The 24,929-nt window shown below is 61.6% G+C and carries 28 protein-coding genes; 14 read left to right on the top strand and 14 right to left on the bottom strand.

All coding sequences use genetic code 11. From position 1 onward, the window contains the following. Nucleotides 1–120: 120 nt before the first annotated feature. Nucleotides 121–630 carry an invasion associated locus B family protein gene (locus AC244Q_RS21045; RefSeq protein WP_003543638.1) on the bottom strand — a complete coding sequence of 170 codons (510 nt, stop codon included), beginning with the start codon at nucleotides 628–630 and terminating at the stop codon, nucleotides 121–123. A gap of 336 nt (nucleotides 631–966) precedes the next feature. On the opposite strand from AC244Q_RS21045, the gene AC244Q_RS21050 reads away from it, so the two are divergent. Continuing rightward, the gene (locus AC244Q_RS21050) at nucleotides 967–1,527 is read left to right on the top strand and encodes a sigma-70 family RNA polymerase sigma factor (RefSeq protein ID WP_012759346.1); all 561 of its coding nucleotides are present in this window, start codon (nucleotides 967–969) and stop codon (nucleotides 1,525–1,527) included. A gap of 56 nt (nucleotides 1,528–1,583) precedes the next feature. On the opposite strand, the gene AC244Q_RS21055 is transcribed toward AC244Q_RS21050, so the two are convergent. Further along, nucleotides 1,584–1,976 (bottom strand): YkvA family protein, encoded by a 393-nt coding sequence (locus tag AC244Q_RS21055; RefSeq protein ID WP_012759347.1) that lies wholly within the window; start codon nucleotides 1,974–1,976, stop codon nucleotides 1,584–1,586. A 79-nt stretch (nucleotides 1,977–2,055) separates the two neighbouring features. Continuing rightward, complete coding sequence (locus AC244Q_RS21060; RefSeq protein ID WP_012759348.1) at nucleotides 2,056–2,361, bottom strand: 4a-hydroxytetrahydrobiopterin dehydratase; 306 nt, start codon at nucleotides 2,359–2,361, stop codon at nucleotides 2,056–2,058. A 35-nt stretch (nucleotides 2,362–2,396) separates the two neighbouring features. On the opposite strand from AC244Q_RS21060, the gene AC244Q_RS21065 reads away from it, so the two are divergent. Further along, complete coding sequence (locus tag AC244Q_RS21065) at nucleotides 2,397–2,897, top strand: low molecular weight protein-tyrosine-phosphatase (protein ID WP_113546746.1); 501 nt, start codon at nucleotides 2,397–2,399, stop codon at nucleotides 2,895–2,897. Here AC244Q_RS21065 and thpR read toward each other — a convergent pair. Together thpR and AC244Q_RS21075 are read right to left on the bottom strand one after the other, a co-directional pair. After that, complete coding sequence (thpR, locus tag AC244Q_RS21070) at nucleotides 2,804–3,397, bottom strand: RNA 2',3'-cyclic phosphodiesterase (protein WP_029870906.1); 594 nt, start codon at nucleotides 3,395–3,397, stop codon at nucleotides 2,804–2,806. The two genes, AC244Q_RS21065 and thpR, sit on opposite strands and share 94 nt — an antisense overlap. 68 nt (nucleotides 3,398–3,465) lie before the next feature. Beyond that, complete coding sequence (locus tag AC244Q_RS21075; protein WP_113546745.1) at nucleotides 3,466–4,110, bottom strand: arylesterase; 645 nt, start codon at nucleotides 4,108–4,110, stop codon at nucleotides 3,466–3,468. A gap of 72 nt (nucleotides 4,111–4,182) precedes the next feature. Between AC244Q_RS21075 and AC244Q_RS21080 the strand changes: the two genes are divergently transcribed. The 4 genes from AC244Q_RS21080 (at nucleotide 4,183) to AC244Q_RS21095 (ending at nucleotide 9,007) form a co-directional block, all read left to right on the top strand. After that, complete coding sequence (locus tag AC244Q_RS21080) at nucleotides 4,183–4,890, top strand: ABC transporter ATP-binding protein (protein ID WP_033181881.1); 708 nt, start codon at nucleotides 4,183–4,185, stop codon at nucleotides 4,888–4,890. Next, nucleotides 4,887–7,430, top strand: coding sequence for an ABC transporter permease (locus AC244Q_RS21085; protein ID WP_128406555.1), 2,544 nt, complete (start codon nucleotides 4,887–4,889; stop codon nucleotides 7,428–7,430). The genes AC244Q_RS21080 and AC244Q_RS21085 overlap by 4 nt, the downstream gene beginning before the upstream one ends. A 180-nt stretch (nucleotides 7,431–7,610) precedes the next feature. After that, entirely contained in the window at nucleotides 7,611–8,339 is a 729-nt protein-coding gene (locus AC244Q_RS21090; protein ID WP_012759353.1) for a Bax inhibitor-1/YccA family protein, read from the top strand. A 110-nt stretch (nucleotides 8,340–8,449) separates the two neighbouring features. Next, nucleotides 8,450–9,007 (top strand): GNAT family N-acetyltransferase, encoded by a 558-nt coding sequence (locus AC244Q_RS21095; RefSeq protein ID WP_041935590.1) that lies wholly within the window; start codon nucleotides 8,450–8,452, stop codon nucleotides 9,005–9,007. Nucleotides 9,008–9,013: 6 nt separating this feature from the next. On the opposite strand, the gene AC244Q_RS21100 is transcribed toward AC244Q_RS21095, so the two are convergent. The 3 genes from AC244Q_RS21100 to acnA form a co-directional block, all read right to left on the bottom strand. Continuing rightward, on the bottom strand, nucleotides 9,014–9,415 hold the full coding sequence (locus tag AC244Q_RS21100) for a DUF2794 domain-containing protein (protein ID WP_041935591.1): 402 nt from the start codon (nucleotides 9,413–9,415) through the stop codon (nucleotides 9,014–9,016). Nucleotides 9,416–9,730: 315 nt separating this feature from the next. Then, nucleotides 9,731–10,471, bottom strand: coding sequence for a DUF1223 domain-containing protein (locus tag AC244Q_RS21105; protein WP_012759356.1), 741 nt, complete (start codon nucleotides 10,469–10,471; stop codon nucleotides 9,731–9,733). A gap of 234 nt (nucleotides 10,472–10,705) precedes the next feature. Next, a complete protein-coding gene (gene acnA, locus AC244Q_RS21110) occupies nucleotides 10,706–13,396 on the bottom strand; it encodes an aconitate hydratase AcnA (RefSeq protein WP_113546743.1) in 2,691 nt (896 codons plus the stop codon). A 262-nt stretch (nucleotides 13,397–13,658) separates the two neighbouring features. On the opposite strand from acnA, the gene ccmA reads away from it, so the two are divergent. The 5 genes from ccmA to AC244Q_RS21135 are packed head-to-tail and all read left to right on the top strand — an operon-like array spanning nucleotide 13,659 to nucleotide 16,615. Then, on the top strand, nucleotides 13,659–14,306 hold the full coding sequence (ccmA, locus tag AC244Q_RS21115; protein WP_012759358.1) for a heme ABC exporter ATP-binding protein CcmA: 648 nt from the start codon (nucleotides 13,659–13,661) through the stop codon (nucleotides 14,304–14,306). Nucleotides 14,307–14,358: 52 nt separating this feature from the next. Further along, nucleotides 14,359–15,018: a heme exporter protein CcmB gene (ccmB, locus tag AC244Q_RS21120; RefSeq protein WP_012759359.1), complete on the top strand. Its 660-nt coding sequence runs from the start codon at nucleotides 14,359–14,361 to the stop codon at nucleotides 15,016–15,018. 48 nt (nucleotides 15,019–15,066) lie between these two features. Beyond that, complete coding sequence (locus tag AC244Q_RS21125) at nucleotides 15,067–15,828, top strand: heme ABC transporter permease (RefSeq protein WP_012759360.1); 762 nt, start codon at nucleotides 15,067–15,069, stop codon at nucleotides 15,826–15,828. Between the two features lie 2 nt (nucleotides 15,829–15,830). Continuing rightward, nucleotides 15,831–16,010: a heme exporter protein CcmD gene (ccmD, locus tag AC244Q_RS21130; RefSeq protein WP_012759361.1), complete on the top strand. Its 180-nt coding sequence runs from the start codon at nucleotides 15,831–15,833 to the stop codon at nucleotides 16,008–16,010. Next, a complete protein-coding gene (locus AC244Q_RS21135) occupies nucleotides 16,007–16,615 on the top strand; it encodes a DsbE family thiol:disulfide interchange protein (protein WP_105007638.1) in 609 nt (202 codons plus the stop codon). The genes ccmD and AC244Q_RS21135 overlap by 4 nt, the downstream gene beginning before the upstream one ends. Nucleotides 16,616–16,643: 28 nt before the next feature. Here the strand turns inward: AC244Q_RS21135 and AC244Q_RS21140 are convergent, their stop codons facing one another. The 6 genes from AC244Q_RS21140 to AC244Q_RS21165 form a co-directional block, all read right to left on the bottom strand. After that, nucleotides 16,644–17,231, bottom strand: a complete 588-nt coding sequence (locus AC244Q_RS21140; protein ID WP_113546742.1) for a DUF2585 domain-containing protein — start codon at nucleotides 17,229–17,231, stop codon at nucleotides 16,644–16,646. Then, the gene (locus tag AC244Q_RS21145) at nucleotides 17,228–17,872 is read right to left on the bottom strand and encodes a septation protein A (protein WP_033181889.1); all 645 of its coding nucleotides are present in this window, start codon (nucleotides 17,870–17,872) and stop codon (nucleotides 17,228–17,230) included. Before AC244Q_RS21145 ends, AC244Q_RS21140 begins: the two co-directional genes overlap by 4 nt. Nucleotides 17,873–17,947: 75 nt before the next feature. Further along, nucleotides 17,948–19,543 (bottom strand): signal recognition particle-docking protein FtsY, encoded by a 1,596-nt coding sequence (gene ftsY, locus AC244Q_RS21150; protein WP_113546741.1) that lies wholly within the window; start codon nucleotides 19,541–19,543, stop codon nucleotides 17,948–17,950. A 16-nt stretch (nucleotides 19,544–19,559) separates the two neighbouring features. Further along, a complete protein-coding gene (gene mtaB, locus AC244Q_RS21155; RefSeq protein WP_113546740.1) occupies nucleotides 19,560–20,834 on the bottom strand; it encodes a tRNA (N(6)-L-threonylcarbamoyladenosine(37)-C(2))-methylthiotransferase MtaB in 1,275 nt (424 codons plus the stop codon). Beyond that, entirely contained in the window at nucleotides 20,831–21,736 is a 906-nt protein-coding gene (gene dapF / locus AC244Q_RS21160) for a diaminopimelate epimerase (RefSeq protein WP_113546739.1), read from the bottom strand. Before dapF ends, mtaB begins: the two co-directional genes overlap by 4 nt. A 116-nt stretch (nucleotides 21,737–21,852) precedes the next feature. Beyond that, nucleotides 21,853–22,077 carry a hypothetical protein gene (locus tag AC244Q_RS21165; RefSeq protein WP_017962453.1) on the bottom strand — a complete coding sequence of 75 codons (225 nt, stop codon included), beginning with the start codon at nucleotides 22,075–22,077 and terminating at the stop codon, nucleotides 21,853–21,855. Nucleotides 22,078–22,569: 492 nt separating this feature from the next. Between AC244Q_RS21165 and ffh the strand changes: the two genes are divergently transcribed. The 3 genes from ffh to rpsP are packed head-to-tail and all read left to right on the top strand — an operon-like array spanning nucleotide 22,570 to nucleotide 24,905. Further along, complete coding sequence (ffh, locus tag AC244Q_RS21170) at nucleotides 22,570–24,147, top strand: signal recognition particle protein (protein WP_113546738.1); 1,578 nt, start codon at nucleotides 22,570–22,572, stop codon at nucleotides 24,145–24,147. A 16-nt stretch (nucleotides 24,148–24,163) separates the two neighbouring features. Then, nucleotides 24,164–24,484 (top strand): chorismate mutase, encoded by a 321-nt coding sequence (locus tag AC244Q_RS21175; protein WP_003543666.1) that lies wholly within the window; start codon nucleotides 24,164–24,166, stop codon nucleotides 24,482–24,484. Between the two features lie 49 nt (nucleotides 24,485–24,533). Then, entirely contained in the window at nucleotides 24,534–24,905 is a 372-nt protein-coding gene (gene rpsP / locus AC244Q_RS21180; RefSeq protein WP_012759371.1) for a 30S ribosomal protein S16, read from the top strand. Nucleotides 24,906–24,929 lie beyond the last annotated feature (24 nt).

Below are 24,929 nucleotides of genomic sequence, written 5' to 3' on the forward strand. Positions count from 1 at the left end.
ATATCGCGATCTGTCCGCTGTTGCGCGGCCTTTAGCATCATTTTGCCCGCGCGTCACTATAGATGGAAACGACAAGAGCCGGCGCAAGGCCGGCCCTCGAAGCTCTGACAACAAAAAAGCTTACTTGCAGGTTTCGATCTGCTTCAGCGCAGCCGAGATACCCGAAAGCGAATAGCTGTAGGAGGTGCCGGTGCCCTTGCGCGAAACGGCATTGACCGTCATCGAATGACCGGTCTTCATCGCAGCGACGAGGGCCGGCTCCTGGGCAGCGTTCTCGACCCAGCCGGCCTTGTCCTTGGTGAACATTACGAAGGTCTTGTTGTCGATGACGACGTTGATCTTCGAATTTTCCTTGACCGTGTAGCCCATCATCGCCTGCGGCTCGTAGGAGATATTCTGGCCCGGACGCTGGGAGACGATGAAGAAATTGTCGCCGTGGTCGACGCTTGCCGGCTGCTTTGCCGTCGGAACGGACAGCACGTAGCAGACGGTGCTGCTGCCCGACTTGTAGGAGTAAGCGCCCCATGCCTGGAACTGCTGGATGCGGTTCGGCGCGGCCTGCTGCGCTGTCGCAACTCCGGCCATAACAAGGGTGAGTGCGAGAGCGGATACGATACTTTTTACAAACATGGATTCCTGCCGGTTCTTGCGATTCAAGGCCCGAAGCGATCATAGCGGGCGCCGCATAATCACGATCTGCTTTATTTTGACTTAATTCAGGTTACCAAATGGTCAACGATAGCTGCGATTTGTATGTGCCTGTGTCATTTCAGCTCGAGTGTCAATTTTCGCCCCTTTGACGGTATCGACCGCGACACCGTGCCCCAATGGCACTGGCCGTCCGTTCGGCTGAATTTAAGACACAAAGATTCAGGCAAGAGTTTGACCTTTCCCAAATCCGTTGTACCTCAGTAAGACTTGGAAATCCGAGACGAAATTATTGCCGCAGGGGGCTGGTGAGGGGATATGGATGCCGAGGAAAGACAGCGTTTCGCTGCCCTCGCGAAGGCCGTCGCGAACGATCGCGACCAGCAGGCCTTTTCCATCCTGTTCGACTATTTCGCACCCCGCCTGAAAGCCTGGCTGATGCGCCAGAGGATGACATCAGGCGAGGCCGAGGAACTGGTCCAGGAGATCATGATCGTGCTCTGGCACAAGGCAGAGCTCTACGATGCCACGCGATCTTCCCTCTCGACCTGGCTTTTCCGTATTGCCCGTAACCGCCGCATCGACATGCAGCGGCGCGCCAACACCCGCATCTTCGATGAGACCGATCCGGCCCTGCAGCCGCCGGCCGATATCGGCGCGGAAGAAATCATCGCCAATGACGATCGCGACGCCAAGATACGCGCCGCCGTCGGCCAATTGCCGGAGGAACAGCGCGACATGCTGCGAGCCGCCTTCTTCCTCGGTCAATCGCATTCGGAGATCGCCGAAGCGACCGGACTGCCGCTCGGCACGGTGAAGTCGCGTATCCGGCTTGCCTTCGGCAAGCTCCGCAAGGTGCTGGAACGCGAAATCGCCTGACGAATGTCGCCCAAAGTGGGCAGCGGTTTTGGAAGGACGAAAGATCGCGACGCGCTTTAGATCGTCTTCATCGCTTCTTCCGGCCGGTCGGCGAGAACGCGGTCGGCCGCTTCGTAGTGGCCCGGCCGGATGTGGCCGCGCACCATGGCGAAGGCAGCCGAGAGCACGGCGATGTCGTCGGAAAAGCCGATGACGGCGAAAATATCCGGGATCATGTCGATCGGCATGACGAAATAGGCGAGTGCTGCAAGCAGTACGCCGCGCACCTTCGTCGGCGTCTGCGGATCGAGCGCGCAATAGAAACCGGCAACGACATCGCGCGAGAACGGGATCTGCCGCACGGCCCGCCGGAATGTCGGCCAGAATTTCTGCCTGACGGTCTTCTCGCGCCGGCTCTGGGTGTCCTCGTCGCCCGGCAACAGGATTTCCCCGAATTTGACCTCGTCCATCCCTGCATCCCTTTTGTCCATGCGAACATATGGTGACGGCGCCCAGTCTTTCAATCGGCCCCTTCAATCGGCCCCGCTTTCAAGCAACACGTCGCGCCGCCGCCTTCTCCATGGCTTTGGCGAGCTTGAAATCCAGCTCCGTCAGTCCGCCGGCATCATGCGTGTTCAGCGTCACATCCACCCTTGAATAGACGTTGAACCATTCGGGATGGTGGTTGAGCTTCTCGGCCGCAAGTGCTGCCTGCGTCATGAAACCGAAAGCCTCGACGAAATTTGCGAACTTGAACGTCTTCGATATTGACGAACCCGCATCATTGAGCGCCCAGCCCGAAAGCTCGGTCAGCTCAGCCTCAACCGCCGTCCGTTCCAGTTTTTCCATTTTCATGCCATGCTCCTCTTCTCTGTCCGACAGGTTCACCGATGAAACGCATCAGCATCCTTTTCGTTTGCATGGGCAATATATGCCGTTCTCCACTCGCGGAGGGAATTTTTGGCCACCTCGTCGCCGAGGCCGGCTTGACCGGCGATTTTACGATCGCTTCCGCCGGCACCGGCGGCTGGCATGAAGGCGATCCGCCCGACCGGCGTTCGATCGCCACCGCGAAAAATCACGGCATCGACATATCGGGGCAGCGCGCCCGGCGCATTCAGCCGAGGGATTTCAGGGATTTCGATCTGATCCTCGCCATGGACCGTGACAACCTGGCGGCACTCGAAAAGAGCGCGCCGCATGGGGCGAATATCCGCCTTTTCGGTGATACCGCGCTGGGAACGGGAGAGGATATTCCCGATCCCTATTATGGCGGCCCTGAAGGTTTCGAGCTGGTCTACACCAGGCTCTTGACCGGCTGCTGCAGGCTGCTCGAAACGCTGGGCGTCGAGCGTGCCTCGTGCAACGGGAACACTTCCTCGGTGAGGTAAGGCCCTCCACCGACCGATTCGCGCGACGAAAGCAGCACGAAGCGCGGTGCGGTGAAGGTTGTTGTGTGGAAGTTGCCGCGTCCGGCCAGATATTGCACGACATCGTCGAGCCGCGAGGATTTCAGCCGCGCCAGCGTCACATGCGGCATGAATTTGCGGGGATCCGGCGGCAGCCCGATGCGCTGGCAGATCCGCTCGATCTCGCCCTGCAGGGCATACATTTCAGGCGATTGCGAGACGCCGGCCCAGACCGAATGCGGTTTCTTCGAGCCGAAGGAACCGATGCCTTCCAGCCGGAACTGGAATTCCGGCCGGTCGATCCGGTCGAGGCGTTCAACGATTTCATCGGCCGTGCGGCCGTCGACATCACCGATGAAGCGCAGGGTGATGTGGTAATTCTCCACATCGATCCATCGTGCTCCGGGGAGGCCACCGCGCAGCAATGAAAGACTCATCGCCGCATTGCGCGGAATTTCGAGGGCGGTAAACAGTCTCGGCATCACGAGCACTCCCCGAATCTTTTGCAGGTGCTCACACGGAATCATGCAATCAATAACCGCGCAAGCCCCTATTTCTTCACAGAAGAAATCGTTTCGACGAAATTTGTGACAGCAGGCTCCATCTTTTCGACCATGACGTCGACACCTTTCGTATTTGGATGCATGCCGTCGTCAAGCTTCAACCCAGCCTCCAGCGCGACGCCGTCGAGGAAGAAGGCATAGAGTGCAAGCCCATGTTTTTCCGAGAGCTTCTGGTAGATCGGGTTGAATCGTGCGGCATAATCCGCTCCCATGTTCGGCGGCGCTATGATACCGGCGAGCAGCACGGCAATCCCTCGCTCCTTTAGCCGGATAATCATCTGATCGAGATTCTTCGCGCTCTCCTCTGGCGGGATGCCGCGCAACGCATCATTGGCGCCAAGCTCGAGAATGACCCCATCGGTGCCGTCGGGTACCGACCAGTCGATGCGCGCAAGGCCCCCTGTCGTCGTGTCGCCGGAGACCCCGGCATTGGCGATGGTGACATCGAGCCCCTTCGCTTTCAGGGCCGCCTGCAGCTTTTCCGGAAAGCCGTCGCCGGGCGGCAACTGATAGCCCGCCATCAAACTGTCCCCGAAACCGACGAGATTGATTGTCCGGGCATTGGCTCCAGTGGCAAGGATCAGCGAGACGGCGATGACGGTGAATTGAAGGGCGGCAACTTTAAATCTCATGCTGGCTTCCCTAGATTGGCGAAGTGCCGTTATGCGGCCATTCGATTACGGACTTATATAGGGCGATTTCTGTTGGCAAAAACCATTATCGAGTTGAAGGGCGCCGATCTGACCCTCGGCAGCGCAGCCGCCTCCGTCCATGTGCTGAAGGGCATCGATCTCGATATCGCGGCCGGCGAATCCGTCGGCATCGTCGGCCCTTCCGGTTCCGGCAAATCCACCCTGCTGATGGTGCTTGCCGGGCTGGAGAAACTCGACAGCGGCGAGATCAACATCAACGATACGCCCCTCCACAGCCTCAGCGAGGACCAGGTCGCCGATTTCCGCGGCCGCAACATCGGCATCGTCTTCCAGTCCTTTCATCTGATCGCCAACATGACGGCGCTGGAAAACGTCGCCGTGCCGCTCGAACTCGCCAATGTCAGCAACGCCTTTGAGATCGCTCATCGCGAGCTGAAGTCGGTCGGCCTCGGCGAACGGCTGAACCACTATCCCGGCCAGCTTTCCGGCGGCGAACAGCAGCGCGTGGCGATCGCCAGGGCGCTCGCCCCCTCGCCTGCCCTGCTGATCGCCGACGAGCCGACCGGCAATCTCGATACCGAGACAGGCCGCCAGATCGCCGACCTTCTGTTCTCCAAGCAGGCCGAACGCGGCACGACCCTGCTTCTCGTCACCCACGACGTCTCGCTCGCAAACCGATGCTCGCGCCAGATTCGCGTCCGCTCCGGCAGGATCGAAGGCGACAGCGCCGCCCGCCGCAGCGAAGCGGCGATCGCATGAGGATAATCACCCCACGCGTCTCGCTCGCTTTTCGCCTGGCGCTGCGTGAGCTGCGCGGCGGCATCCGCGGCTTCTACATCTTCCTTGCCTGCATCGCGCTCGGCACCGGCGCCATTGCCGCCGTCAACTCCGTTTCGCAGTCGATCACCGACACGATCGCCTCGCAGGGGCAGGAACTGTTGGCAGGCGACGTCCGCTTCGAACTCAACAACCGCGAAGCCACGCCTGAGGAGTTGGGTTCCCTCGAAGGCCTCGGCACCGTTTCAGTGTCGACAGGCCTGCGCTCGATGGCCCGCAAGCCCGACGGTTCCGATCAGGCGCTGGTCGAGGTCAAGGCTGTCGACGACGCCTACCCGCTTTATGGCAAGTTCGTCGCCGAGCCGGACTATCCGCTTGCAGCCCTGCTTTCGGGCCAAGGCGGCACCTATGGTGCGGTCGCAGCGCCACTGCTTCTCGATCGGCTCGGGCTTGCGGTCGGCGACGAATTGCTGCTCGGCAACGTCAAGCTCAGCATCACCGGCACCGTGAAAACCGAGCCGGATGCACTATCGGAAGGTTTCGGCTTTGCGCCGCGTCTGCTTGTCAGCCGCCAGGCGCTCCAAGCCTCCGGGCTGATCCAGACCGGAAGCCTGGTCGAACATGCCTACAAGATCCGGCTGGATGACAAGGGCGCGATGTCGGGCATCCAGGCGCGCGCCTCGAAGGAATTCCCCTCCGCCGGCTGGGCGATCCGCACCAGCGACCGTGCCGCGCCCTCGCTCACCGAAAACATCACCCGCTTCTCGCAGTTCCTGACGCTGGTCGGCCTCACCGCACTGATCGTCGGTGGCGTCGGTGTCGCCAATGCGGTGCGCGCCTTCCTCGATTCCAAACGCACCACCATCGCCACCTTCAAATGCCTCGGCGCCCCGGCGCAGGTCGTCGTTCTGATCTATCTCTTCCAGATCGCCATCATCGCTCTCGGCGGCATCCTGATCGGCCTCGTCATCGGCGCCCTGTCGCCGATGCTGGCCGCGCAGTTCCTGGCGCAATTCCTGCCGGTCTCGACCGCGCCGACCCTCTACCCCGGCGCCCTGCTGCTCGCCACGTTCTTCGGCATCCTGACGACGCTCGCCTTCGCCATCCTGCCGCTCGGCCACGCCCGCGAAGTGCCGGCGACCGCACTGTTCCGCGAGCAGGGCTTCGAGGCCCGCCACCTGCCCTCCTGGCCCTACATCCTGCTTGCCGCCCTATTCATGGCCGCCCTTGCCGGGCTTGCCATCCTCACCGCCTATGACCGCTTCATCGCTGTCGTCTTCGTTGGCGCGATCGTCTTCGCCTTCGTCGTCCTGCGCCTCGTCGCCGCGCTGATCGCCTGGCTCGCGCGCCGCAGCCCGCGCGTCAATTCGCCGGCACTGCGGCTTGCGATCGGCAATATCCACCGCCCCGGCGCACTGACGCCCTCAGTCGTGCTCTCGCTCGGCCTTGGCCTGGCATTGCTGGTGACCCTGACCCTGATCGACGGGAACCTGCGCCGGCAGCTGACCGGCCGCATGAACGAGGGTGCGCCGAACTTCTTCTTCGTCGATATCCAGAGCGCCGAGGTCGGCGCCTTCCGCGATCTCGTCCAGGGCCAGGCGCCGCAGGGCAAGCTCGTCGAAGTGCCGATGCTGCGCGGCCGGATCATCGCCTTCAACGGCGAGGACGTCACCAAGATGAACGTGCCGGCCGCCGGCCGCTGGGTGCTGAACGGCGATCGCGGCATCACCTATGCCGAAACCCTGCCTGACAACGCCGCCCTCACCGAAGGCAAATGGTGGGACAAGGATTACAGCGGCGAGCCACTCGTCTCTTTCTCCTCGGAAGAGGCACATGAGCTCGGCCTCAAGATCGGCGATAAAGTCACCGTCAACGTGCTCGGCCGCAACATCACGGCGAAAATCGCTAATCTGCGCCGCGTCGAGTGGGAATCGCTTTCGATCAATTTCGTCATGGTCTTCTCGCCGAATACCTTCCGCGGCGCCCCGCATGCGTGGCTGGCGACCCTGACCGATCCCTCTTCGACACCGGCCGAAGATGCGGCGATCCTGAAAACCGTCACCAACACCTATCCGACGATCACCAGTGTGCGCGTCAAGGACGCGATCGATATCGTCAACCAGCTGGTCGCACAGCTCGCGACCGCGATCCGCGCTGCGGCCTCCGTCGCCCTTTTCGCTTCCATCCTCGTCCTTGCCGGCGCGCTTGCCGCCGGAAACCGGGCGCGCACCCACGACGCGGTGGTGCTGAAGACGCTCGGCGCCACGCGCGCCATGCTGATCCGCGCCTTCAGCTACGAATATCTAATCCTCGGCCTCGCGACTGCGATCTTCGCGCTGATCGCCGGCAGCGTCGCCGCCTGGTTCATCGTCGCCCGCATCATGCGTCTGCCCTCGACCTTTCTGCCCGACGTCGCGGGACTGACGCTTGTCACCGCGCTCGTCCTGACCGTCGGCATCGGCCTGATCGGCACCTGGCGCATCCTCGGGCAGAAGGCGGCACCCGTCTTGCGCGAGCTTTGACCGGGCAGCGGCACCCAAACCCTTCACCTTACGGCGATTTAACCGATCGAGCCTTTGCAAGCCTCTTGTTTGCAAAGGGCGAAAGCCTCATATTATCCGCAGGCATGCTGGAGCTCCGCAGCGGCGCCCGGGTCGAAAACCCCGACACCGTATTTCCATCGGAGCTTGTAAGAGGAAACTATGGCTGATCTTCGTAACTATCAAAGCCGCGCTCAGACCGGCGAGATGATTGATCAAGGCCTGCGCGCTTATATGCTCAAGGTCTACAACCTGATGGCGCTGGGTCTGGCGATCACCGGTGTGGCCGCATATCTGTCGTTCCAATTCGCCTTCGCCAATGGTGAGCTGACCGCTTTCGGTCAGGCGATCTATGTAAGCCCGCTGAAGTGGGTTGTCATTCTGGCGCCGCTGGCTCTGGTGTTCTTCCTGAGCTTCCGGATCAATACGATGACGGTGGCCGCCGCCCAGACGACCTTTGCGGTCTACGCCGCGCTCGTCGGCCTGTCGCTCTCGTCGATCTTCCTGATCTACACGGGTCAGAGCGTCGTTCAGACCTTCTTCGTCACCGCCGCCTCGTTCGGCGCGCTGTCGCTTTACGGCTACACGACAAAGCGTAATCTGTCGGCGATGGGCTCGTTCCTGATGATGGGTCTTTTCGGCCTGATCATCGCCTCGATCGTCAACATCTTCCTGGCGTCGTCCGCCGTGCAGTTCGCGATCTCGGTACTCGGCGTACTGATCTTCGCAGGCCTCACGGCCTACGATACGCAGCGGATCAAGGAATTGTACCTGGAAGCCGATGACGTCGCCGTGGCCGGCCGCAAGGCGATCATGGGTGCGCTGACGCTCTATCTCGACTTCATCAACCTCTTCATGTTCCTGCTGCAGTTCATGGGCAACCGTAAATAAGCAGGGCAGACTGAGATCGAAAAGGCGGCTTCGGCCGCCTTTTTTGTTGCGCAGGCTTTCACGGAATGGTTTTAGAAAGCCCCTGCCGCCCTTATGGATATGCTGCTGAAATGTCCTTCCTCCTGCGCGATGCTTCGAACGCCGATATTCCCGCCATTGCCGATATCTATCGCGAATCGGTCCTGAACGGCGTCGCGAGCTATGAGATCGTCCCGCCCTCCGAGGCCGAGATGGCGCAACGTTTTGCGGCCATCGTCGGCCAGCAATATCCCTATATCGCAGCCATCGGCACGGACGGGGCCTTGCTCGGCTACGCCTACGCCTCGGCCTTCCGCACGCGTCCTGCCTATCGCTGGCTGGTCGAGGATTCGATTTATCTGGCGCCGCAAGCCCGCGGCCGCGGCATCGGCAAGGCGCTGCTCGCCGAACTGATCATCCGTTGCACCACCCTCGGCTTTCGTCAGATGGCAGCCGTCATCGGCGGCGCCAGCCCCGCCTCGATCGCGCTTCATCGCACGGCCGGCTTCGAGGAGGTTGGCCTGATGAAGGGCACCGGCTACAAACACGGCCGCTGGCTGGATACGATGTTCATGCAGCGCGCCCTCGGTGAGGGTATGAGCGCAGATCCGGACCCGTCGACCTATCCCGGCACGCTGTTTAACGGCTGATATGGTTTACTTGTCGACGAGCTTCAGGGCCTTGTCGAAGACCTTCAGCACCTGGTTCAGCTCGTGACCGCGCTTCAGGATCGTGCCGTTGACGCTGATCACGCAATAGGCGCCCTGCTTGGCGGCGAGCTTCGGGTTTTTCTCGATGCGGAAGAGCGGCATTTCACCGGAACGCTTGAAAACGGAAAAGACCGCCCTGTCCTTCAGGTGATCGATGGCGTAGTCGCGCCATTCACCATCACCGACCATCCGACCGTAGATCCAGAGGATCGCGTCCAGTTCGCGCCGGTGGAAGGTCACCGGAAGCGGGTCCTTGCTTTGCTTGTATTCCCTGAGATCGACGACGACTGAGGAACTGTGGTCGACGGAACGGCTTTCGCCGTGTCGCAAATCCGGCTGATCTGTCATCAGTCTCACAAGGCCTCCACATATGACAGGAGAGTGACAGTTTGCCCGAGCTGCCGCAAATTGCAAGAGTGCCGGCTGTCACATTCAGCCGCACTACAGCGCCGCGCGTCTCTCGGGCAAGGGCGCTGGGCAGGCCAACGCTTTCTCCGCAGCGCCGCATTTCAGTCAAAACAGCGCCTCATTTGCAGGAGATTTATGAGCTCCAGTTTGGCGCCAGCGCGCCAAAGGGCCCGGCGGAGCGTATCGACCTTAACCCCAGCCCCGAATACGCTCGGCCGGGCCGCCCCAGCATTTCATCCGCAGCCGGATGAAATTTCAGATATTTTTGCCAGCCATCACCACGGTCGCGCCAAGGATCGCAGCCGGATCGCCGTCTGCGGTTGCCGATTGAAGCAGAATCGCGCAGCCCTCGAGCTGCGGCCGCTGCAGCACGCTGGCCGGCAGCGTCAGACTGGTCGCCTTGCCGTCCCACATGCCGACGGTTTCGACATTGGTGACGCTGTGGAGATAGGAGATCTTCTGGCCGCTGTTCTCGCCCTTTTCGACGTCGATGGTCTTTTCCTTGTCGAAATAGACCATCACGACATTGGCTTTGCCCTGTCCCGCGCCGATCTTGATCTCCAGCTCATCGCCGCGCATCGCGGCACTGATCGGAACGGTCAGCCCATTGCCTTCGCTGCTATAGGTGTCGATCTGGCTGTTGATGCCATTGAGATCGGCGCCGGCCAGATGGCCGCGTCCATTGACGATCGCCTGCGGCGTGTAGACGTTGCTGCGGCCCATTGTCTTGGCATAGCCATACTGCCGCTCGGTATTTTCCTTGGAACTCAGCGTATCGGCCCAACCGAGATAGTTCCAGTAATCGACATGATAGGCGAGCGCGATGACATCGCCCTGGTTCACCAGCTTGCGGAAAGCGGCATCAGCAGGAGGACAGGAGGAGCAGCCCTGCGCCGTGAAGAGTTCGACGACACCTTTCGGTGTGCCGTCTTCGGCCTGCAACGGGCCCGAGAGAACAACGCCGGCGATCAGCGGAATCAAAAAACGGGGGGACATTCACCTGCACCTCTTTTTCAGCGCCGACGGCATGTTGGAACCGGAGGCCCTGACATATGAACGTACGAATAATCCTTCCGGGTTCAAACGAAAAGTCACGAACGGGTGAGACGTAGCTAGACGGGAACTTGCGTAAAACAAATCATCGTGAGCCCCGTTTAAAGACTGTCGCCGCAAAGAAAAACCGCCGGAAACTGCTCTCCGGCGGCCATTGTCATGTGAGTGTCTTAAAAATCAGGCAGCGAGGTCGCGCAGAACCGTCTGCAGGATGCCGCCATTGTTGAGGTAGACTACCTCGTCGAGCGTATCGACGCGCGACAGCAGCGGAACCTCCTTCACGGTGCCGTCGCCATAGGTGATCCTGGCGATCTTCTTCTCGCGTGGCTTGATCTTTTCCAGACCTTCGATGGTGACGAGTTCGTCGCCCTTGAGGCCGAGGCTCTGCCAGGTCGTGCCCTCTTCGAAGACGAAGGGGATGATGCCCATGCCGACCAGGTTCGAGCGATGGATGCGCTCGAAGGATTGGGCGACCACCGCCTTGACGCCGAGCAGGTTGGTGCCCTTGGCAGCCCAGTCGCGGGAGGAGCCATTGCCATATTCGACACCGGCGAAGATGACGAGCGGCACGCCTTCCTGCTTGTACTGCATCGCGGCGTCGTAGATCGAGGTCTCTTCCTTCGACGGGTAATGGATGGTGTAGCCACCTTCCTTGCCGTTCGGGCCGAGGATGTGGTTGCGGATGCGGATATTGGCGAAGGTGCCGCGCATCATCACTTCATGGTTGCCGCGGCGCGTGCCGTACTGGTTGAAGTCGGCAACGGCGACGTCGTGGTCGATGAGGTAGGCGCCGGCCGGCGATGCCGCCTTGATCGAACCGGCGGGCGAGATGTGGTCGGTGGTGATCTTGTCGCCGAACAGGCCGAGGACGCGGGCGCCCTTGATGTCGGAAACGCCGCTGCCCTTCTTGCCCATGCCGACGAAGTAGGGCGGGTTCTGCACATAGGTCGAATTGTCGTCCCAGGCATAGGTCTGGCCCGGCGGGATCTGAACGGCCTGCCAGTTGACGTCGCCCTTGAAGACGTCGGCATACTTGCTTTCGTAAAGCTCGCGGGTCACGTATTTCAGGATGAATTCCTGAACTTCCTTCGAGGTCGGCCAGATGTCCTTGAGATAAACCGGGTTGCCGCTCTGGTCCTCGCCGATCGGCTCCTTGGTCAGATCCGTCTGCACCGTGCCGGCAAGCGCATAAGCGACGACCAGCGGCGGGGATGCGAGATAGTTCGCCTGCACGTCGGGCGAGATGCGGCCTTCGAAGTTGCGGTTGCCGGACAGAACGCCGGAAACGATAAGGCCCTTGTCGTTGATCGTCTTCGAGATCGGTGCCGGCAGCGGGCCGGAATTACCGATGCAGGTGGTGCAGCCGAAACCGACGAGGTTGAAGCCAAGCTTGTCGAGGTCGGCCTGCAGGCCCGACTTGGCGAGATATTCGCCGACGACTTGGCTTCCCGGTGCCAGCGAGGTCTTCACCCACGGCTTCGTCTTCAGTCCCTTGGCAACGGCGTTGCGGGCAAGAAGGCCGGCGGCGATCAGCACTGACGGGTTGGAGGTGTTGGTGCACGACGTGATGGCGGCGATCGCCACATCGCCATGGCCGAGATCGAAGTCGGTGCCTTCGACGGCATAGCGGTTGTTCAACTGGCCGGGCTTCTTGTAGTCGGCATCCATCGAGCCGGCAAAACCGGTCGCGATGTTCTCAAGCGAAATGCGGCCTTCCGGACGCTTCGGGCCGGCCATCGACGGCACGACATCGTTCAGATCGAGTTCCAGCGTATCGGTGAAGACGAGCTCGGAACCGTCGCCCTCACGCCACATGCCCTGGGCCTTCGAATAGGCTTCGACGAGGGCGATCCGGTCATGCGTGCGGCCGGACATGGTGAGGTAGTTGATGGTTTCGCCGTCGACCGGGAAGAAGCCGCAGGTCGCGCCGTATTCCGGGCCCATGTTGCCGATCGTCGCGCGGTCGGCGAGCGGCATGTTGTCCATGCCGGGGCCGAAAAATTCGACGAACTTCGAAACGACGCCCTTCTTGCGCAGCATCTGCACGACGGTGAGAACGAGGTCGGTCGCCGTGACGCCTTCCTTGAGTTTGCCGGTCAGCTTGAAGCCGATGACTTCGGGCAGCAGCATCGAGACCGGCTGGCCGAGCATCGCAGCTTCCGCTTCGATACCGCCCACACCCCAGCCGAGAACGCCGAGACCGTTGATCATCGTCGTGTGGCTGTCGGTGCCGACGCAAGTATCCGGATAGGCGATCGTCTCGCCGTCCTCTTCCTTGGTCCAGACGGTCTGGCCGAGATATTCGAGATTGACCTGATGACAGATGCCGGTGCCGGGAGGCACGACGCGGAAATTCTTGAAGGCCTGCTGGCCCCACTTCAGGAAACGGTAGCGCTCGCCGTTGCGCTGGTATTCCAGCTCGACGTTGCGGGCGAAGGCCTGCGGCGTGCCGAATTCGTCGACGATGACGGAGTGGTCGATGACGAGATCGACGGGAACGAGCGGGTTGATCTTCTCGGGATCGCCGCCGAGCGACACCATCGCGTCGCGCATCGCGGCAAGATCGACGACGGCGGGAACGCCGGTGAAGTCCTGCATCAGCACACGCGCCGGGCGATAGGCGATTTCGTTTTCGACCGCACCCTTGTTGTTCAGCCATTCGGCGACAGCCAGGATGTGCTCCTTGGTGACCGACTGGCCGTCTTCGAAGCGCAGCAGGTTTTCGAGCAGCACCTTCATCGAATAGGGAAGCTTCGACACGCCGGCCAGACCGTTTGCCTCAGCCTTGGGCAGGCTGTAATAGACATAGTCCTTCCCGTTGACGGAAAGCGTGGAACGACAATTGAAACTGTCAAGAGATTTAGACACGAGATACCCCGTTTCTGATAGCCAACACAGTCGTGCGAACGCCTATGCACTTAATGCACATCAGGATGCGGGTACGGCCATTTCCGCTGTCCGCACGTGGAACAGACGCTCCAAGTTCGGCGCAAGGATGAAATTCACGCCGACCGCTGGCGTGGTTGCAGGTCTTATAGATAATTTCCTAAAAACTTGCCATACCCGAGCACAGTCAAAATCGGACATTTTTTGACCCCTCCGCGAGCCGAAACCAAGAAAGAGCCGACGCATGCATCTCACCGCCGAAAATCTGGCTGCAAGGCGCGGTGAGGATCTCATTTTCGTTAACATTTCCTTTCACTTGGCAGCCGGCGAGGCGCTTGTCCTGACCGGTAGAAATGGATCGGGAAAGTCCACTTTGTTGCGTGTCGTGGCCGGCCTCCTCAGGCCGGAAAAAGGCACCGTCAAATTTCACGATGGAGAGAGCGGGGCAGACAGACATGCCGGCGAAGTAAGCCACTACCTCGGTCATAGAAATGCGATGAAGAACGAACTTACGGTTGCAGAAAACCTCGATTTCTGGCGCAGCTTTCTCGGCAATACAGGCTCCGCTGCCGCCCTTTCCGTCGAGGACGCCGCTGACGCCGTCGGCCTTTCCGGCATCACCCACCTTCCCTTCGGTTATCTCTCCGCCGGCCAGCAGCGCCGGATAGCCTTCGCCAAACTGCTCGTCGCCCACCGTCCCGTCTGGATCCTCGACGAGCCGACCGCGGCACTCGATGCCAACGCCGACGGGCTGCTTGCCGATTTGATCACGGCGTATCTGGCAAGGGGCGGCATCGTGCTGGCGGCAACGCATCAGCCGCTGGGGCTGAGGAATTCGCAGGAATTGAAGATGACGGGCTTTGCCGGTGTGGATCATGGGGTATGGGGTTGATGCTTTTCGACGTAGCTACCCCGTCCACCGCACATGCAGAGAGCCGCCGCGCATGACCGCCCTCTTTCTCCGCGACCTGAAGCTCTCGATTCGCGCTGGCGGCGGTGCGCTGATCGGCGTGCTGTTCTTCCTGACCATCGTCGCCGTCATTCCCTTCGGCGTTGGTCCCGATCTCAAGCTGCTGTCGCGTATCGGCCCCGCCATCGTCTGGATCGGCGCGCTGCTCGCCGCCCTTCTCGGCCTCGACCGCCTGTTCCAGGCCGAACGCGACGACGGATCGCTCGACCTGATGCTGATTCAGGAAACGCCCCTGGTCCTGACCGTGCTGGTCAAATGCCTTGCCCATTGGACGGCCACCAGCCTGCCGCTCGTTATCGCCTCGCCGTTGCTCGGCCTCTTCATGAACATGGACGAGACGGCGATCGGCGCGACCATGCTGACGCTGCTGGTCGGCTCGCCCGCCATCACCTTCATCGGCGCCGTGGGTGCTGCCGTTGCCGTGGCGCTGCCCCGCGGCGGCCTGCTGGTCTCGATCCTCGTGCTGCCGCTGACCATTCCGGTGCTGATCTTCGGCGTCAGCGCCACCTATGCCGCAGTCGAGGATCCCGCCCCCTTCCTGCCACCCTTCCTGATCCTCATTGCCCTGACGCTCTTCTTCGCGGTCATCGGCCCGGCAGCCGCCGCCCTGGCGCTACGAAACACAGCGGATTGATGGGCCGTTCGATTGCGGGAAAAGCCGGTTCAAGGTAAGGAAGCGGACATGAGCGAAACGAGCCTTGCCATTAGCAAATTCAGTGACCTCGCCAACCCGACGCGGTTTCTGGCGCTGGCGGCGCGCGCCATTCCGTGGCTGGCCGGCATCACCGCACTCTGTTTCGCGGTCGGCCTCTATCTAAGCTTCGCCACCGAAGGCGATTACCAGCAGGGCGAGACCGTGCGCATCATGTATGTGCATGTGCCCTCGGCCTGGCTTTCGATGATGTGTTATACGATCATGAGCGTCTCGGCGATCGGCACGCTGGTCTGGCGCCATCCGCTGGCCGATGTCTCCGCCAAAGCCGCAGCCCCGCTCGGCGCCGCCTTTACCCTGCTTGCACTCGTCACCGGTTCGCTCTGGGGCAAGCCGATGTGGGGCACCTGGTGGGTCTGGGATGCACGGCTGACCTCCGTCTTCGTTCTCTTCCTGATGTATCTCGGGCTGATTGCGCTCGGCCGCGCCATCGACGATCCGTCGAAGGCCGCGCGCGTCAGCGCCGTGCTCATCCTCGTCGGCTTCGTCAACATCCCGATCATCAAATTCTCGGTCGAGTGGTGGAACACGCTGCATCAGTCGGCAAGCGTGCTGCGCCTCGACGGCCCGGCGATCGATCCGGAATTCCTGCGGCCGCTCTTCGTCATGGCGATCGCCTTCACCCTGCTCTTCTTCACGCTGCACATCATGGCGATGAGGAACGAGATCTGGCGCCGCCGCATTGCCGCCCAGCGCCGTCTTGCTGCCCGCATGGCGAGCCGGGAGGAATAGCCGTGACGCATGCCTTCTACGTCTACGCTTCCTATGGCTTTGCAGCCCTGGTGACGATTGCCGTCACGGCCTGGACCTGGGCCGACGGCCGCGCCCGCCGCAGGGAACTTGCAGCCCTTGAGGCTGCCGGCATCCGCCGCCGTTCGGCGCGCCCCAAGGACAGCGTGGGGGATGGCGAATGAACGACACGCCGGAAAACACCGCCGCCAAGCCGCGCGGGCTGAGCCGTTACGCATTGGCGCTGCTGCCGCTCATCGTCTTCGGCGGCATCGCTGCCACGGCCGCAAAGATGCTCTACGACCAGGATTTCCATGGCAAGAACATCGCAGAAATTCCCTCCGCCCTGATCGGCACCAAGGCACCGGCGCTGAACCTGCCGCCTCTCGACGGCGCCAACCTGCCGGCGCTGACCGATGCGGCAATCAAGGGCAAACTGACCCTCGTCAACGTCTTCGCCTCATGGTGCCTCCCCTGCCGCGACGAACATCCGGTCTTGAAAGAACTGGCAAAGGACGGACGGCTGAATATCGTCGCCATCAATTACAAGGACCAGAGCGCCAACGCCCTGCGTTTCCTCGGCGAGCTCGGCAACCCTTTTCGGGCGATCGGCGTCGATCCGAACGGCAAGGCAGCGATCGACTGGGGTGTCTACGGCATTCCGGAGAGCTATCTGGTCGGTCCAGACGGCACGATCCTCTACAAGCGCGTCGGCCCCTTCGACGATATCAGCCTGAAGGAAGGGCTTTTTCCTGCGATGGAAAAGGCGCTCGGCAAGCCGGTCTCCTAATGAGGCGTCTTATCAGGACAAAGAAGCCCTAACCCCCGCCCTGCCAGACTTTGATCGCCTCTACCGGCCAGATCAGCATCACAACATTGAGCGTCAGGTTGTCGCGGATTGTGTAGCCGGTGAAAATCTCGAAGAAGATGGCGATCGCCACCGTGAGCGCCACCGGCGCGCGCCGCGCGAAGAAGAAGCCGACGCACATGAAGACGGTGTCCATCGCCGAATTCAGGATGCTGTCGCCGTAATAATCGAGCGCGATCGTTGCCGTGCGGTAGCGGTCGATGATGAGCGGCGAATTCTCGAGCAGCTCCCAGCCGGATTCGATGGCGAGCGCCAGCAGCAGCCTTGCCGCCAACGGCTTGCCGCGCAGGATGAGATGCGCGAGCCCGTAGAACAGGAAGCCGTGGATGATGTGCGAGGGCGTATACCAATCCGACAGATGCTGCGAATTGCCGCTGGTATTGACCCCGCCCTCCCACAGCTTGACAGTGCCGCAGGCGCAGATCGGCACGCGGCCCATCATATATTCGGCGGCAATCTGGATGATCAGAACCGCAAGGCAGGCGGCGAACCAAAAGGTCTGGTGTCTTGCGCGGTATTCGGCCTCTGCAGCGCTCACTTCTCGCCATCCGTTTCCAGGTTGATGCTATGCTTCAGCACCAGCGGCATCTGCGCCAGCGTGAAGATGATCGTGATCGGCATCGTGCCCCAGACCTTGAAGGCGACCCAGGTACCGTCGGAAAAATTGCGCCAGACGACTTCGTTTAGCACGGCGAGGAAGAGAAAGAAGATGCCCCAGCGAATGGTGAGCTTGCGCCAGCCTTCGGCATCGAGCTGGAAGGCGGCGTTGAAGACATAGCCGAGCAGCGACTTGCCGAAGGCCAGCCCGCCGAGCAGCGCCACTCCGAACAGCGCGTTGACGATGGTCGGCTTCATCTTGATGAAGGTTTCGTTCTGCAGCCAGATCGACAGCGACCCGAAGATAACGACGACGATGCCGGATACAAAAGGCATGATCGGCAGATGGCCGAGCACGATCTTCGATACGATCAGCGAGATGATCGTCGCCGCCATGAACAGCCCGGTCGCAACGAACAGCGGTCCGCCCAATTCGGAAAGAGCAGGAAACGTCTCCACCAGCCACTGGCCGCGCAGATTGGCGAAGAAGAAGATCATCAGCGGCCCGAGTTCCAGCGCCAGTTTCAGCAGCGGATGGTGCCGGTCGGCAGCAGACGGGGTGATATCGCTTTCGGTGCTCATGCGTTCTTCAAACCTGTTTTCCTGGAAACTGTTTCCGGCCGTGCCTTGCAGGCTTTCGGCGGCATATCTGTGGCATCATTGCCCAAGTCCGGCAATGGCATGGGCAAAATCCTCGGCCTCGAACGGCTCCAGATCCTCGACGCCCTCGCCGACGCCGATGAAATAGACCGGCAGCTTGTGCTTGGCGGAGATGGCAACGAGTATGCCGCCGCGCGCCGTGCCGTCGAGCTTGGTCATGATCAATCCGTTGACGCCGGCGACGTTGCGGAAGATCTCGACCTGGCTGAGCGCGTTCTGCCCGGTCGTGGCATCGAGCGTCTGCAGCACGGTATGCGGCGCATCGGGATCGAGTTTGCCGAGCACGCGCACGATCTTCTCGAGCTCGGCCATCAGCTCCGCCTTGTTCTGCAGGCGGCCAGCGGTATCGACGATCAGCACGTCGCATTTTTTCGCCTTCGCCTGTTCGAAGGCATCATAGGCAAGGCCGGCGGCATCGGCGCCGAGCTTGGTGCCGATGAATTCGGATTTCGTCCGGTCGGCCCAGATTTTCAGCTGTTCGATCGCCGCCGCACGGAAAGTATCGCCGGCAGCCAGCATCACCTTCAGCCCGGCGCCGGAAAGCTTTGCTGCAAGCTTGCCGATGGTCGTGGTCTTGCCGGTGCCGTTGACGCCGACGACGAGGATGACATGCGGCTTGTGCGAGAGGTCGAGCTGCAGCGGCTTGGCGACCGGCTTCAGGACCTTGGCGATTTCCGACGCCATGATCCGACTGACATCCTCGCCGGTGACATCCTTGCCATAACGTTCGGAAGCAAGCGTATCGGTGACACGCATGGCGGTCTCGACACCGAGATCGGCCTGGATCAGCAGGTCCTCGAGATCCTGCAGCGTCTCGTCATCGAGCTTGCGCTTGGTGAAGAGCGCGGTGATCTGGCCGGTCAGCTGCGAAGAGGTGCGTGCAAGGCCATTACGCAGGCGCTGGAACCAGCTGAGTTTTGGCTGCAGGACAACGGGCTCCGGCTCGACGACCTTCGGGCCGGTGGCAAAGCCTCTGGGGAGGATGGGAGAGCCGGTCTCCGGTTCTACCTCGGGGCTACCACCCTCTGCCCTGCCGGGCATCTCCCCCACAGATGGGGAGATTGGCTGGGAGGGCGAATCCAGTCCCGCATCATCCTCAGTCGGAATCTCTTCCCGTTCAGTTGGAATCTCTTCCGGAAGCTTTTCGACGATCTCTTCGAGCTCAGCCGGCTCTTCTAGCGCTCCGGTCTCCACAGGATCTGCCGCCTCGTGGGGGAGATGTCCCAGAGGGACAGAAGCGGGTTGTTCCGCAACGGTTTCGGCGACCGTCTGGCTTTCAGCCTCCGCCTCCGCTGCTGCCTCGGCTTCCAGCAATGAGAGCGGCACGACACCCATGTCGCTCAGCTGGTCGGCGGCGGGCAGGATTGCGGATTCGACATCATCTTCGGAAACAGTTGCTTCGACCCCGCCCTCGTCAATATCGGCAGCCGGCCCGCCGGCCGTATCCATTTCCTCGGCCAGCACCGGATCGTCAGCAACCGGCAGATCTTCGTCGCGCGAACGCGGCTCCAGCTCCCTTTCCACGGCCGCAGGCACAGGTTCTTCAGCCGGCTTGCCGAAGGTAAAGACCTTTTTGATGAAACTGAGCGCCATGGGAATTCCGTGAAAGTCAGGCCGCTGCTGCGGCCGTCAATTGCATGTCGAGATGCTTGCCATTGTGGCCGGTGATCGTGACCGGCACAAGTTCGCCGGGACGAAGGCCGGGCGCGGCGACCAGCGTGAAGTTCTCCGTATGCGCCAGGCCGTTGTTTTCAACAAGCAGCCATTGCCGGGTTCCGATCATCCCATCGAGATGGGATTGATGCAGCCTATGTCCAGTGGCGCGCAGCCTTGCGGCGCGATCCTTGACCAGCGACCGGTCGAGCTGCGGCATGCGCGCTGCCGGCGTGCCGGGACGCGGACTGTAGGGGAAGACGTGCAGATGGGCGATACCAGCCTCTTCGGCCAACCGCACGGCATTCTCGAACATCTCTTCGGTTTCTGTGGGAAAGCCGGCGATCATATCGGCACCGAAGCTCATCTCGGGGCGGAGGCGGCGCGCATCCTCGATGAAACGCAGCGCATCGGCGCGCAAATGCCGGCGCTTCATGCGCTTCAGGATCATGTCGTCGCCATGCTGCAGCGACAGATGCAGATGCGGCATGAAGCGTGGCTCGTCGGCGATGAGATCCATCAGGTGGGCATCGGCTTCGATGCTGTCGATCGAGGAAAGCCGCAGGCGGCGGATATCAGGGATCTGTTTCAGCAGCGTCTTGGCCAAAAGCCCGAGCGTCGGGGCACCGGGCAGATCGCAGCCATAGCTGGTGGCATCGACCCCGGTCAGCACGATCTCGCGATAACCGCCGTCGACCAGTTTGCGGGCTTGATCGACGACGGCTCCCATCGGCACCGAGCGGGAATTGCCGCGGCCATAGGGGATAATGCAGAAGGTGCAGCGGTGATCGCAGCCATTCTGCACCTGGATGAAGGCGCGCACATGGCCGTCAATATGCCTGACCATCTGCGGCGCCGTCGCCTTGACGCTCATGATGTCGTTGACCCGGAGCTTCTCTTCGGCCGAAACGCCGAAATCCGGCAGGCTGCGATAGGAGGCGCTGGTCAGCTTCTCCTCGTTGCCGAGCACGGCATCGACCTCCGCCATTTCGGCGAAGGTCTGCTTTTCCGTCTGCGCGGCGCAGCCGGTGACGATGATGCGGGCATGCGGATTGTCGCGCCGTGCCCGGCGGATCGCCTGACGGGCCTGGCGCACGGCCTCGCCGGTCACGGCACAGGTGTTGACCAGGATGGCGTTGTTGAGCCCGGCCTTCTCAGCCTGCGCCTTCATCACTTCGGATTCATATGTGTTGAGGCGGCAGCCGAAGGTAATGACCTCGATGCCGCTCACTGCGCCTCCGCCTCTCGGGTACCCTCGCGCGACCAGAGACCTGTCGAAGGATCGACCCTGCCCGACCATTCCCATTCGGCCGGGCCGGTCATGATGACATGATCGTCGCGCTCGCGCCATTCGATGGAAAGCGTGGCCGGCGGCTTGGCGCTTGCCACATTGATCGTCACCTTGCGGCCGGTGCGGCCGATGCGCGCAGCACTGACGGCAGCAGAACAGGCAGCCGAGCCGCAGGCAAGCGTCAGCCCCGCGCCGCGTTCCCAGGTGCGCGTCGTCACCGATGTCGGCGAGGTCACTTGCGCCAGCGTGATATTGGCGCGCTCGGGAAACATCGGATGGTTTTCGAGCAACGGTCCGAAGCGGGCGAGATCATAGGACATCACGTCCCTGTCCACCCAGAAGATCGCATGCGGATTGCCCATCGACATTGCCGAAGGCGAATGCAGCACCGGCTTGTCGATCGGGCCGATCTGCAACTCGATACGGCTGGTGTCGTGGAATTCTTCCGCCAGCGGGATCCTGTCCCAATCGAACACCGGCCGGCCCATATCGACCGAAATCGTCCCGTCCTCGTGCTCGACGGCGTTGAGGATGCTGGCGACCGTCTGGAAGGTAAAGACCTTCCTGCCGGTCTCGGCGGCAAGCGCCTGCACGACGCAGCGCGTGCCGTTGCCGCAGGCCTGCGCCTTCGAGCCATCGGAATTCAGGATATCGATGAAGGCATCGGTGCCTTCGGCCTTCGGATCATGGATCGCCATGATCTGATCGAACTCAGTCTGCGGATCGGCATTGAGCGCCACCGCCGCCGCCGGCGTCACCTTGTCCGGCCGGCCGCGCATGTCGACAACCAGGATCTTGTTGCCAAGCCCGTTCATCCTCGCGAATTCGACCGTTGCGCTCATGGTACCATTCCGTCTGTCTTTCCGGTGTATATGGCGGAAATGCGAAGGAATTACCAGTGGGTGAGTGCCGGGCAGGCGTTGCAGCCCGCTGACCCATCGAGGCAGCAGTTCGGCTTTTACCGCTGTGCCCCGTCGGGATCGAAGGACGCAGCATGGGCTTCAACAATCGCTGCGGTGATGACTTTTCTCAGCTCGTAGACCAGCGAGCGGGACCGCTTGCGATCCAGATCCTGTGCCGCCTTTGCAAGATTCAGGCCTTCGTTCAGGACAATATGATGGGCCCGCGCCAGCGCCCAGCTCTCAATATCAGCATTTAACATTCGATATCTCCGCCGATTCATTCGGCATCAAGGATATTCACGAATCATTTTACAGGACGCACTTAAGTAGAAAGTAGAATCATAAGCAGAATAATTTGCAACTGGCGTTGACAGCGAATTCGGCCGCCGGAGTGGCAATATTTATCGGCAAAACCTGAAACCCTGGCGGATTGCGCAAGCCAATACGTCGCTTTGTTTGCGTATGTACTTTTGCTGCAACCGTTGGATGAGGCGCCATCGGCCTCTCGTCACACGGCTTCTAAGAAGTCGGTCATGCGGTCATTTGTCCGCATCGCCTTGACTTTCGCGCGGCTTTCCTGTTTATCGCGCCCAATCCGCGACGAGCCGCATGACTCCGAGCCGCCGACCGGGACCTGAGATCCCGGAGGTCAACACCCGACAGCGCGATGCGCCCTCGGGTGCTTTTTGGCTTTGCGTCTTGTTTTCGTCAAGGAAAAGCACGACGTTTCCGGGCACATAAAAACCCGCCCGAAACGTATCAAGGAAGAGCCGATGTTTGAAAACCTCCAGGACCGTCTTGGATCCATTCTGAATGGACTGACAGGCCGTGGCGCGCTTTCGGAAGCCGATGTTTCCGCAGCGCTGCGCGAGGTTCGCCGTGCGTTGCTGGAGGCCGACGTCGCGCTCGACGTCGTGCGTTCCTTCACCGACCGCGTGCGTGAAAAGGCTGTCGGCGCCGAGATCCTGAAGTCGATCAAGCCCGGCCAGATGGTCGTCAAGATCGTGCATGACGAACTGATCGAGATGCTGGGCGGCGAAGGGGTCGGCATCGACCTGCATGCAGCGGCCCCCGTCGTCGTCATGATGGTCGGCCTGCAGGGTTCCGGCAAGACGACGACATCGGCGAAGATCGCCCATCGCCTGTCGACGCGCGAGAAGAAGAAGGTGCTGATGGCATCGCTCGACACGCGCCGTCCGGCAGCCCAGGAGCAGCTTCGCCAGCTCGGCGCCCAGGCCAATATCGACACGCTGCCGATCATATCAGGCCAGTCGCCGACGGATATCGCCGCCCGCGCCGTGCAGGCGGCCAGGCTCGGCGGCCATGATGTCGTCATCCTCGACACCGCCGGCCGTACCCATATCGACGAGCCCTTGATGATCGAGATGGCCGACATCAAGAAGCGCTCGAACCCGCATGAAATCCTGCTGGTCGCCGACAGCCTCACCGGCCAGGACGCCGTCAACCTCGCCCGCAGTTTCGACGAACGCGTCGGCATCACCGGTCTGGTGCTGACCCGCATGGACGGCGATGGCCGCGGCGGTGCCGCCCTTTCGATGCGCGCCGTCACCGGCAAGCCGATCAAGCTGATCGGCGTCGGCGAGAAGATGAGCGAGCTGGAGGAATTCCATCCCCGCCGCATCGCCGACCGTATTCTCGGCATGGGCGACATCGTCTCGCTCGTCGAGCGCGCAGCGGAAAACATCGACGCCGAGAAGGCGGCCGCCATGGCCGCCAAGATGGCCAAGGGCAAGTTCGATCTCGACGACCTCGCCGACCAGCTGCGCCAGATGCAGAAGATGGGCGGCATGGGCGGCATCATGGGCATGATGCCCGGCATGGCCGGCATGAAGGACAAGATGGCCGCAGCCGGCCTCGACGACAAGCTTTTCGGCCGCCAGATCGCCATCATCCAGTCGATGACCAAGGCCGAGCGCACCAATCCCGACCTGCTCAAGCATTCGCGCAAGAAGCGCATCGCCGCCGGTTCCGGCACCGATGCCGCCGCCATCAACAAGCTTCTGAAGATGCACCGCCAGATGGCGGACATGATGAAGATGATGGGCGGCAAGGGCAAAGGCGGCATGATGAAGCAGATGATGGGCGGCCTTGCCGGCAAGATGGGGCTCGGCGGCGGTATGGGTGGCGGCATGCCCGATCTCTCGAATATCGATCCCCGGCAGCTCGAGGCCTTGCAGAAGCAGGCGGAAGCGGCGGGGCTTGGAAAACCGGGTGGGGGCATGCCCGGTCTCGGCGGTATGCCGGGTGGTTTGTCGGGCCTCGGCGGCGCCAAGCTGCCGGGCCTTGGCGGTGGTTTCCCGGGATTGCCCGGATTGCCGAAGAAGAAGTGAAAGGATCGCTTGCCCCATGATTGATCCAAACGTCAAAGCCCAGCTCGCGAGCTATCGGCAGTCGATCGACAATATCGATGCCGCTCTCGTGCACATGCTGGCCGAACGCTTCCGCTGCACCAAAGAGGTCGGCGTGCTGAAGGCCAAATACAATTTGCCGCCGGCCGACCCGGCGCGCGAGGAATACCAGATCGAACGCCTTCGCCAGCTGGCGAAAGCCGCCAATCTGGACCCGGATTTCGCTGAGAAGTTCCTGAACTTCGTCATCAAGGAAGTCATCCGGCATCATGAGCAGATCGCTGCGGATCACGCTGAACAGAGTGCTGCAGCCCGATAACCCGTACCGCTCAAGAAAGCGGTCAAGAAAAGCCCAAGGAGTAAAGAACATGGCACTGAAAATTCGTCTCGCCCGCGGTGGTTCCAAGAAGCGCCCGTATTACCACGTCGTTCTCGCCGATGCGCGCAGCCCGCGTGACGGCCGCTTCCTCGAAAACCTCGGTTCCTGGAACCCGATGCTTGCCAAGGACGATGAGAAGCGCGTTCAGCTGAACGCCGAGCGCATCAAGCACTGGATCGAACACGGCGCCCAGCCGACCGACCGCGTTCTGCGCTTCCTCGACGAGGCCGGCGTTGCCAAGCGCGAAGTCAAGAACAACCCGGTCAAGGCAAAGCCCGGCAAGCGCGCCCAGGAACGCGCCGCCGAAAAGGCTCAGAAGGTCACCGACGCCGCCGCTGCTGCTGCAGACGCCGCGGAATAATCGCGACATTCCCTTCGAGCGGGC

This window comes from Rhizobium sp. CB2179 (assembly GCF_057653455.1).

Bases quoted from the DNA above. Each gene is read 5' to 3' on its own strand.
- AC244Q_RS21145 (WP_033181889.1), bottom strand. From the start codon at position 17,872: ATGAGCACCGAAAGCGATATCACCCCGTCTGCTGCCGACCGGCACCAT.
- AC244Q_RS21055 (WP_012759347.1), bottom strand. From the start codon at position 1,976: ATGGACGAGGTCAAATTCGGGGAAATCCTGTTGCCGGGCGACGAGGAC.
- AC244Q_RS21045 (WP_003543638.1), bottom strand. From the start codon at position 630: ATGTTTGTAAAAAGTATCGTATCCGCTCTCGCACTCACCCTTGTTATG.
- AC244Q_RS21100 (WP_041935591.1), bottom strand. From the start codon at position 9,415: ATGACAGATCAGCCGGATTTGCGACACGGCGAAAGCCGTTCCGTCGAC.
- AC244Q_RS21060 (WP_012759348.1), bottom strand. From the start codon at position 2,361: ATGAAAATGGAAAAACTGGAACGGACGGCGGTTGAGGCTGAGCTGACC.
- AC244Q_RS21135 (WP_105007638.1), top strand. From the start codon at position 16,007: ATGAACGACACGCCGGAAAACACCGCCGCCAAGCCGCGCGGGCTGAGC.
- AC244Q_RS21090 (WP_012759353.1), top strand. From the start codon at position 7,611: ATGGCTGATCTTCGTAACTATCAAAGCCGCGCTCAGACCGGCGAGATG.
- rpsP (WP_012759371.1), top strand. From the start codon at position 24,534: ATGGCACTGAAAATTCGTCTCGCCCGCGGTGGTTCCAAGAAGCGCCCG.
- AC244Q_RS21125 (WP_012759360.1), top strand. From the start codon at position 15,067: ATGAGCGAAACGAGCCTTGCCATTAGCAAATTCAGTGACCTCGCCAAC.
- ftsY (WP_113546741.1), bottom strand. From the start codon at position 19,543: ATGGCGCTCAGTTTCATCAAAAAGGTCTTTACCTTCGGCAAGCCGGCT.
- ccmB (WP_012759359.1), top strand. From the start codon at position 14,359: ATGACCGCCCTCTTTCTCCGCGACCTGAAGCTCTCGATTCGCGCTGGC.
- thpR (WP_029870906.1), bottom strand. From the start codon at position 3,397: ATGCCGAGACTGTTTACCGCCCTCGAAATTCCGCGCAATGCGGCGATG.
- AC244Q_RS21050 (WP_012759346.1), top strand. From the start codon at position 967: ATGGATGCCGAGGAAAGACAGCGTTTCGCTGCCCTCGCGAAGGCCGTC.
- AC244Q_RS21165 (WP_017962453.1), bottom strand. From the start codon at position 22,077: ATGAATCGGCGGAGATATCGAATGTTAAATGCTGATATTGAGAGCTGG.
- AC244Q_RS21075 (WP_113546745.1), bottom strand. From the start codon at position 4,110: ATGAGATTTAAAGTTGCCGCCCTTCAATTCACCGTCATCGCCGTCTCG.
- AC244Q_RS21175 (WP_003543666.1), top strand. From the start codon at position 24,164: ATGATTGATCCAAACGTCAAAGCCCAGCTCGCGAGCTATCGGCAGTCG.
- AC244Q_RS21095 (WP_041935590.1), top strand. From the start codon at position 8,450: ATGTCCTTCCTCCTGCGCGATGCTTCGAACGCCGATATTCCCGCCATT.
- AC244Q_RS21085 (WP_128406555.1), top strand. From the start codon at position 4,887: ATGAGGATAATCACCCCACGCGTCTCGCTCGCTTTTCGCCTGGCGCTG.
- ffh (WP_113546738.1), top strand. From the start codon at position 22,570: ATGTTTGAAAACCTCCAGGACCGTCTTGGATCCATTCTGAATGGACTG.
- ccmA (WP_012759358.1), top strand. From the start codon at position 13,659: ATGCATCTCACCGCCGAAAATCTGGCTGCAAGGCGCGGTGAGGATCTC.
- dapF (WP_113546739.1), bottom strand. From the start codon at position 21,736: ATGAGCGCAACGGTCGAATTCGCGAGGATGAACGGGCTTGGCAACAAG.
- AC244Q_RS21065 (WP_113546746.1), top strand. From the start codon at position 2,397: ATGAAACGCATCAGCATCCTTTTCGTTTGCATGGGCAATATATGCCGT.
- AC244Q_RS21105 (WP_012759356.1), bottom strand. From the start codon at position 10,471: ATGTCCCCCCGTTTTTTGATTCCGCTGATCGCCGGCGTTGTTCTCTCG.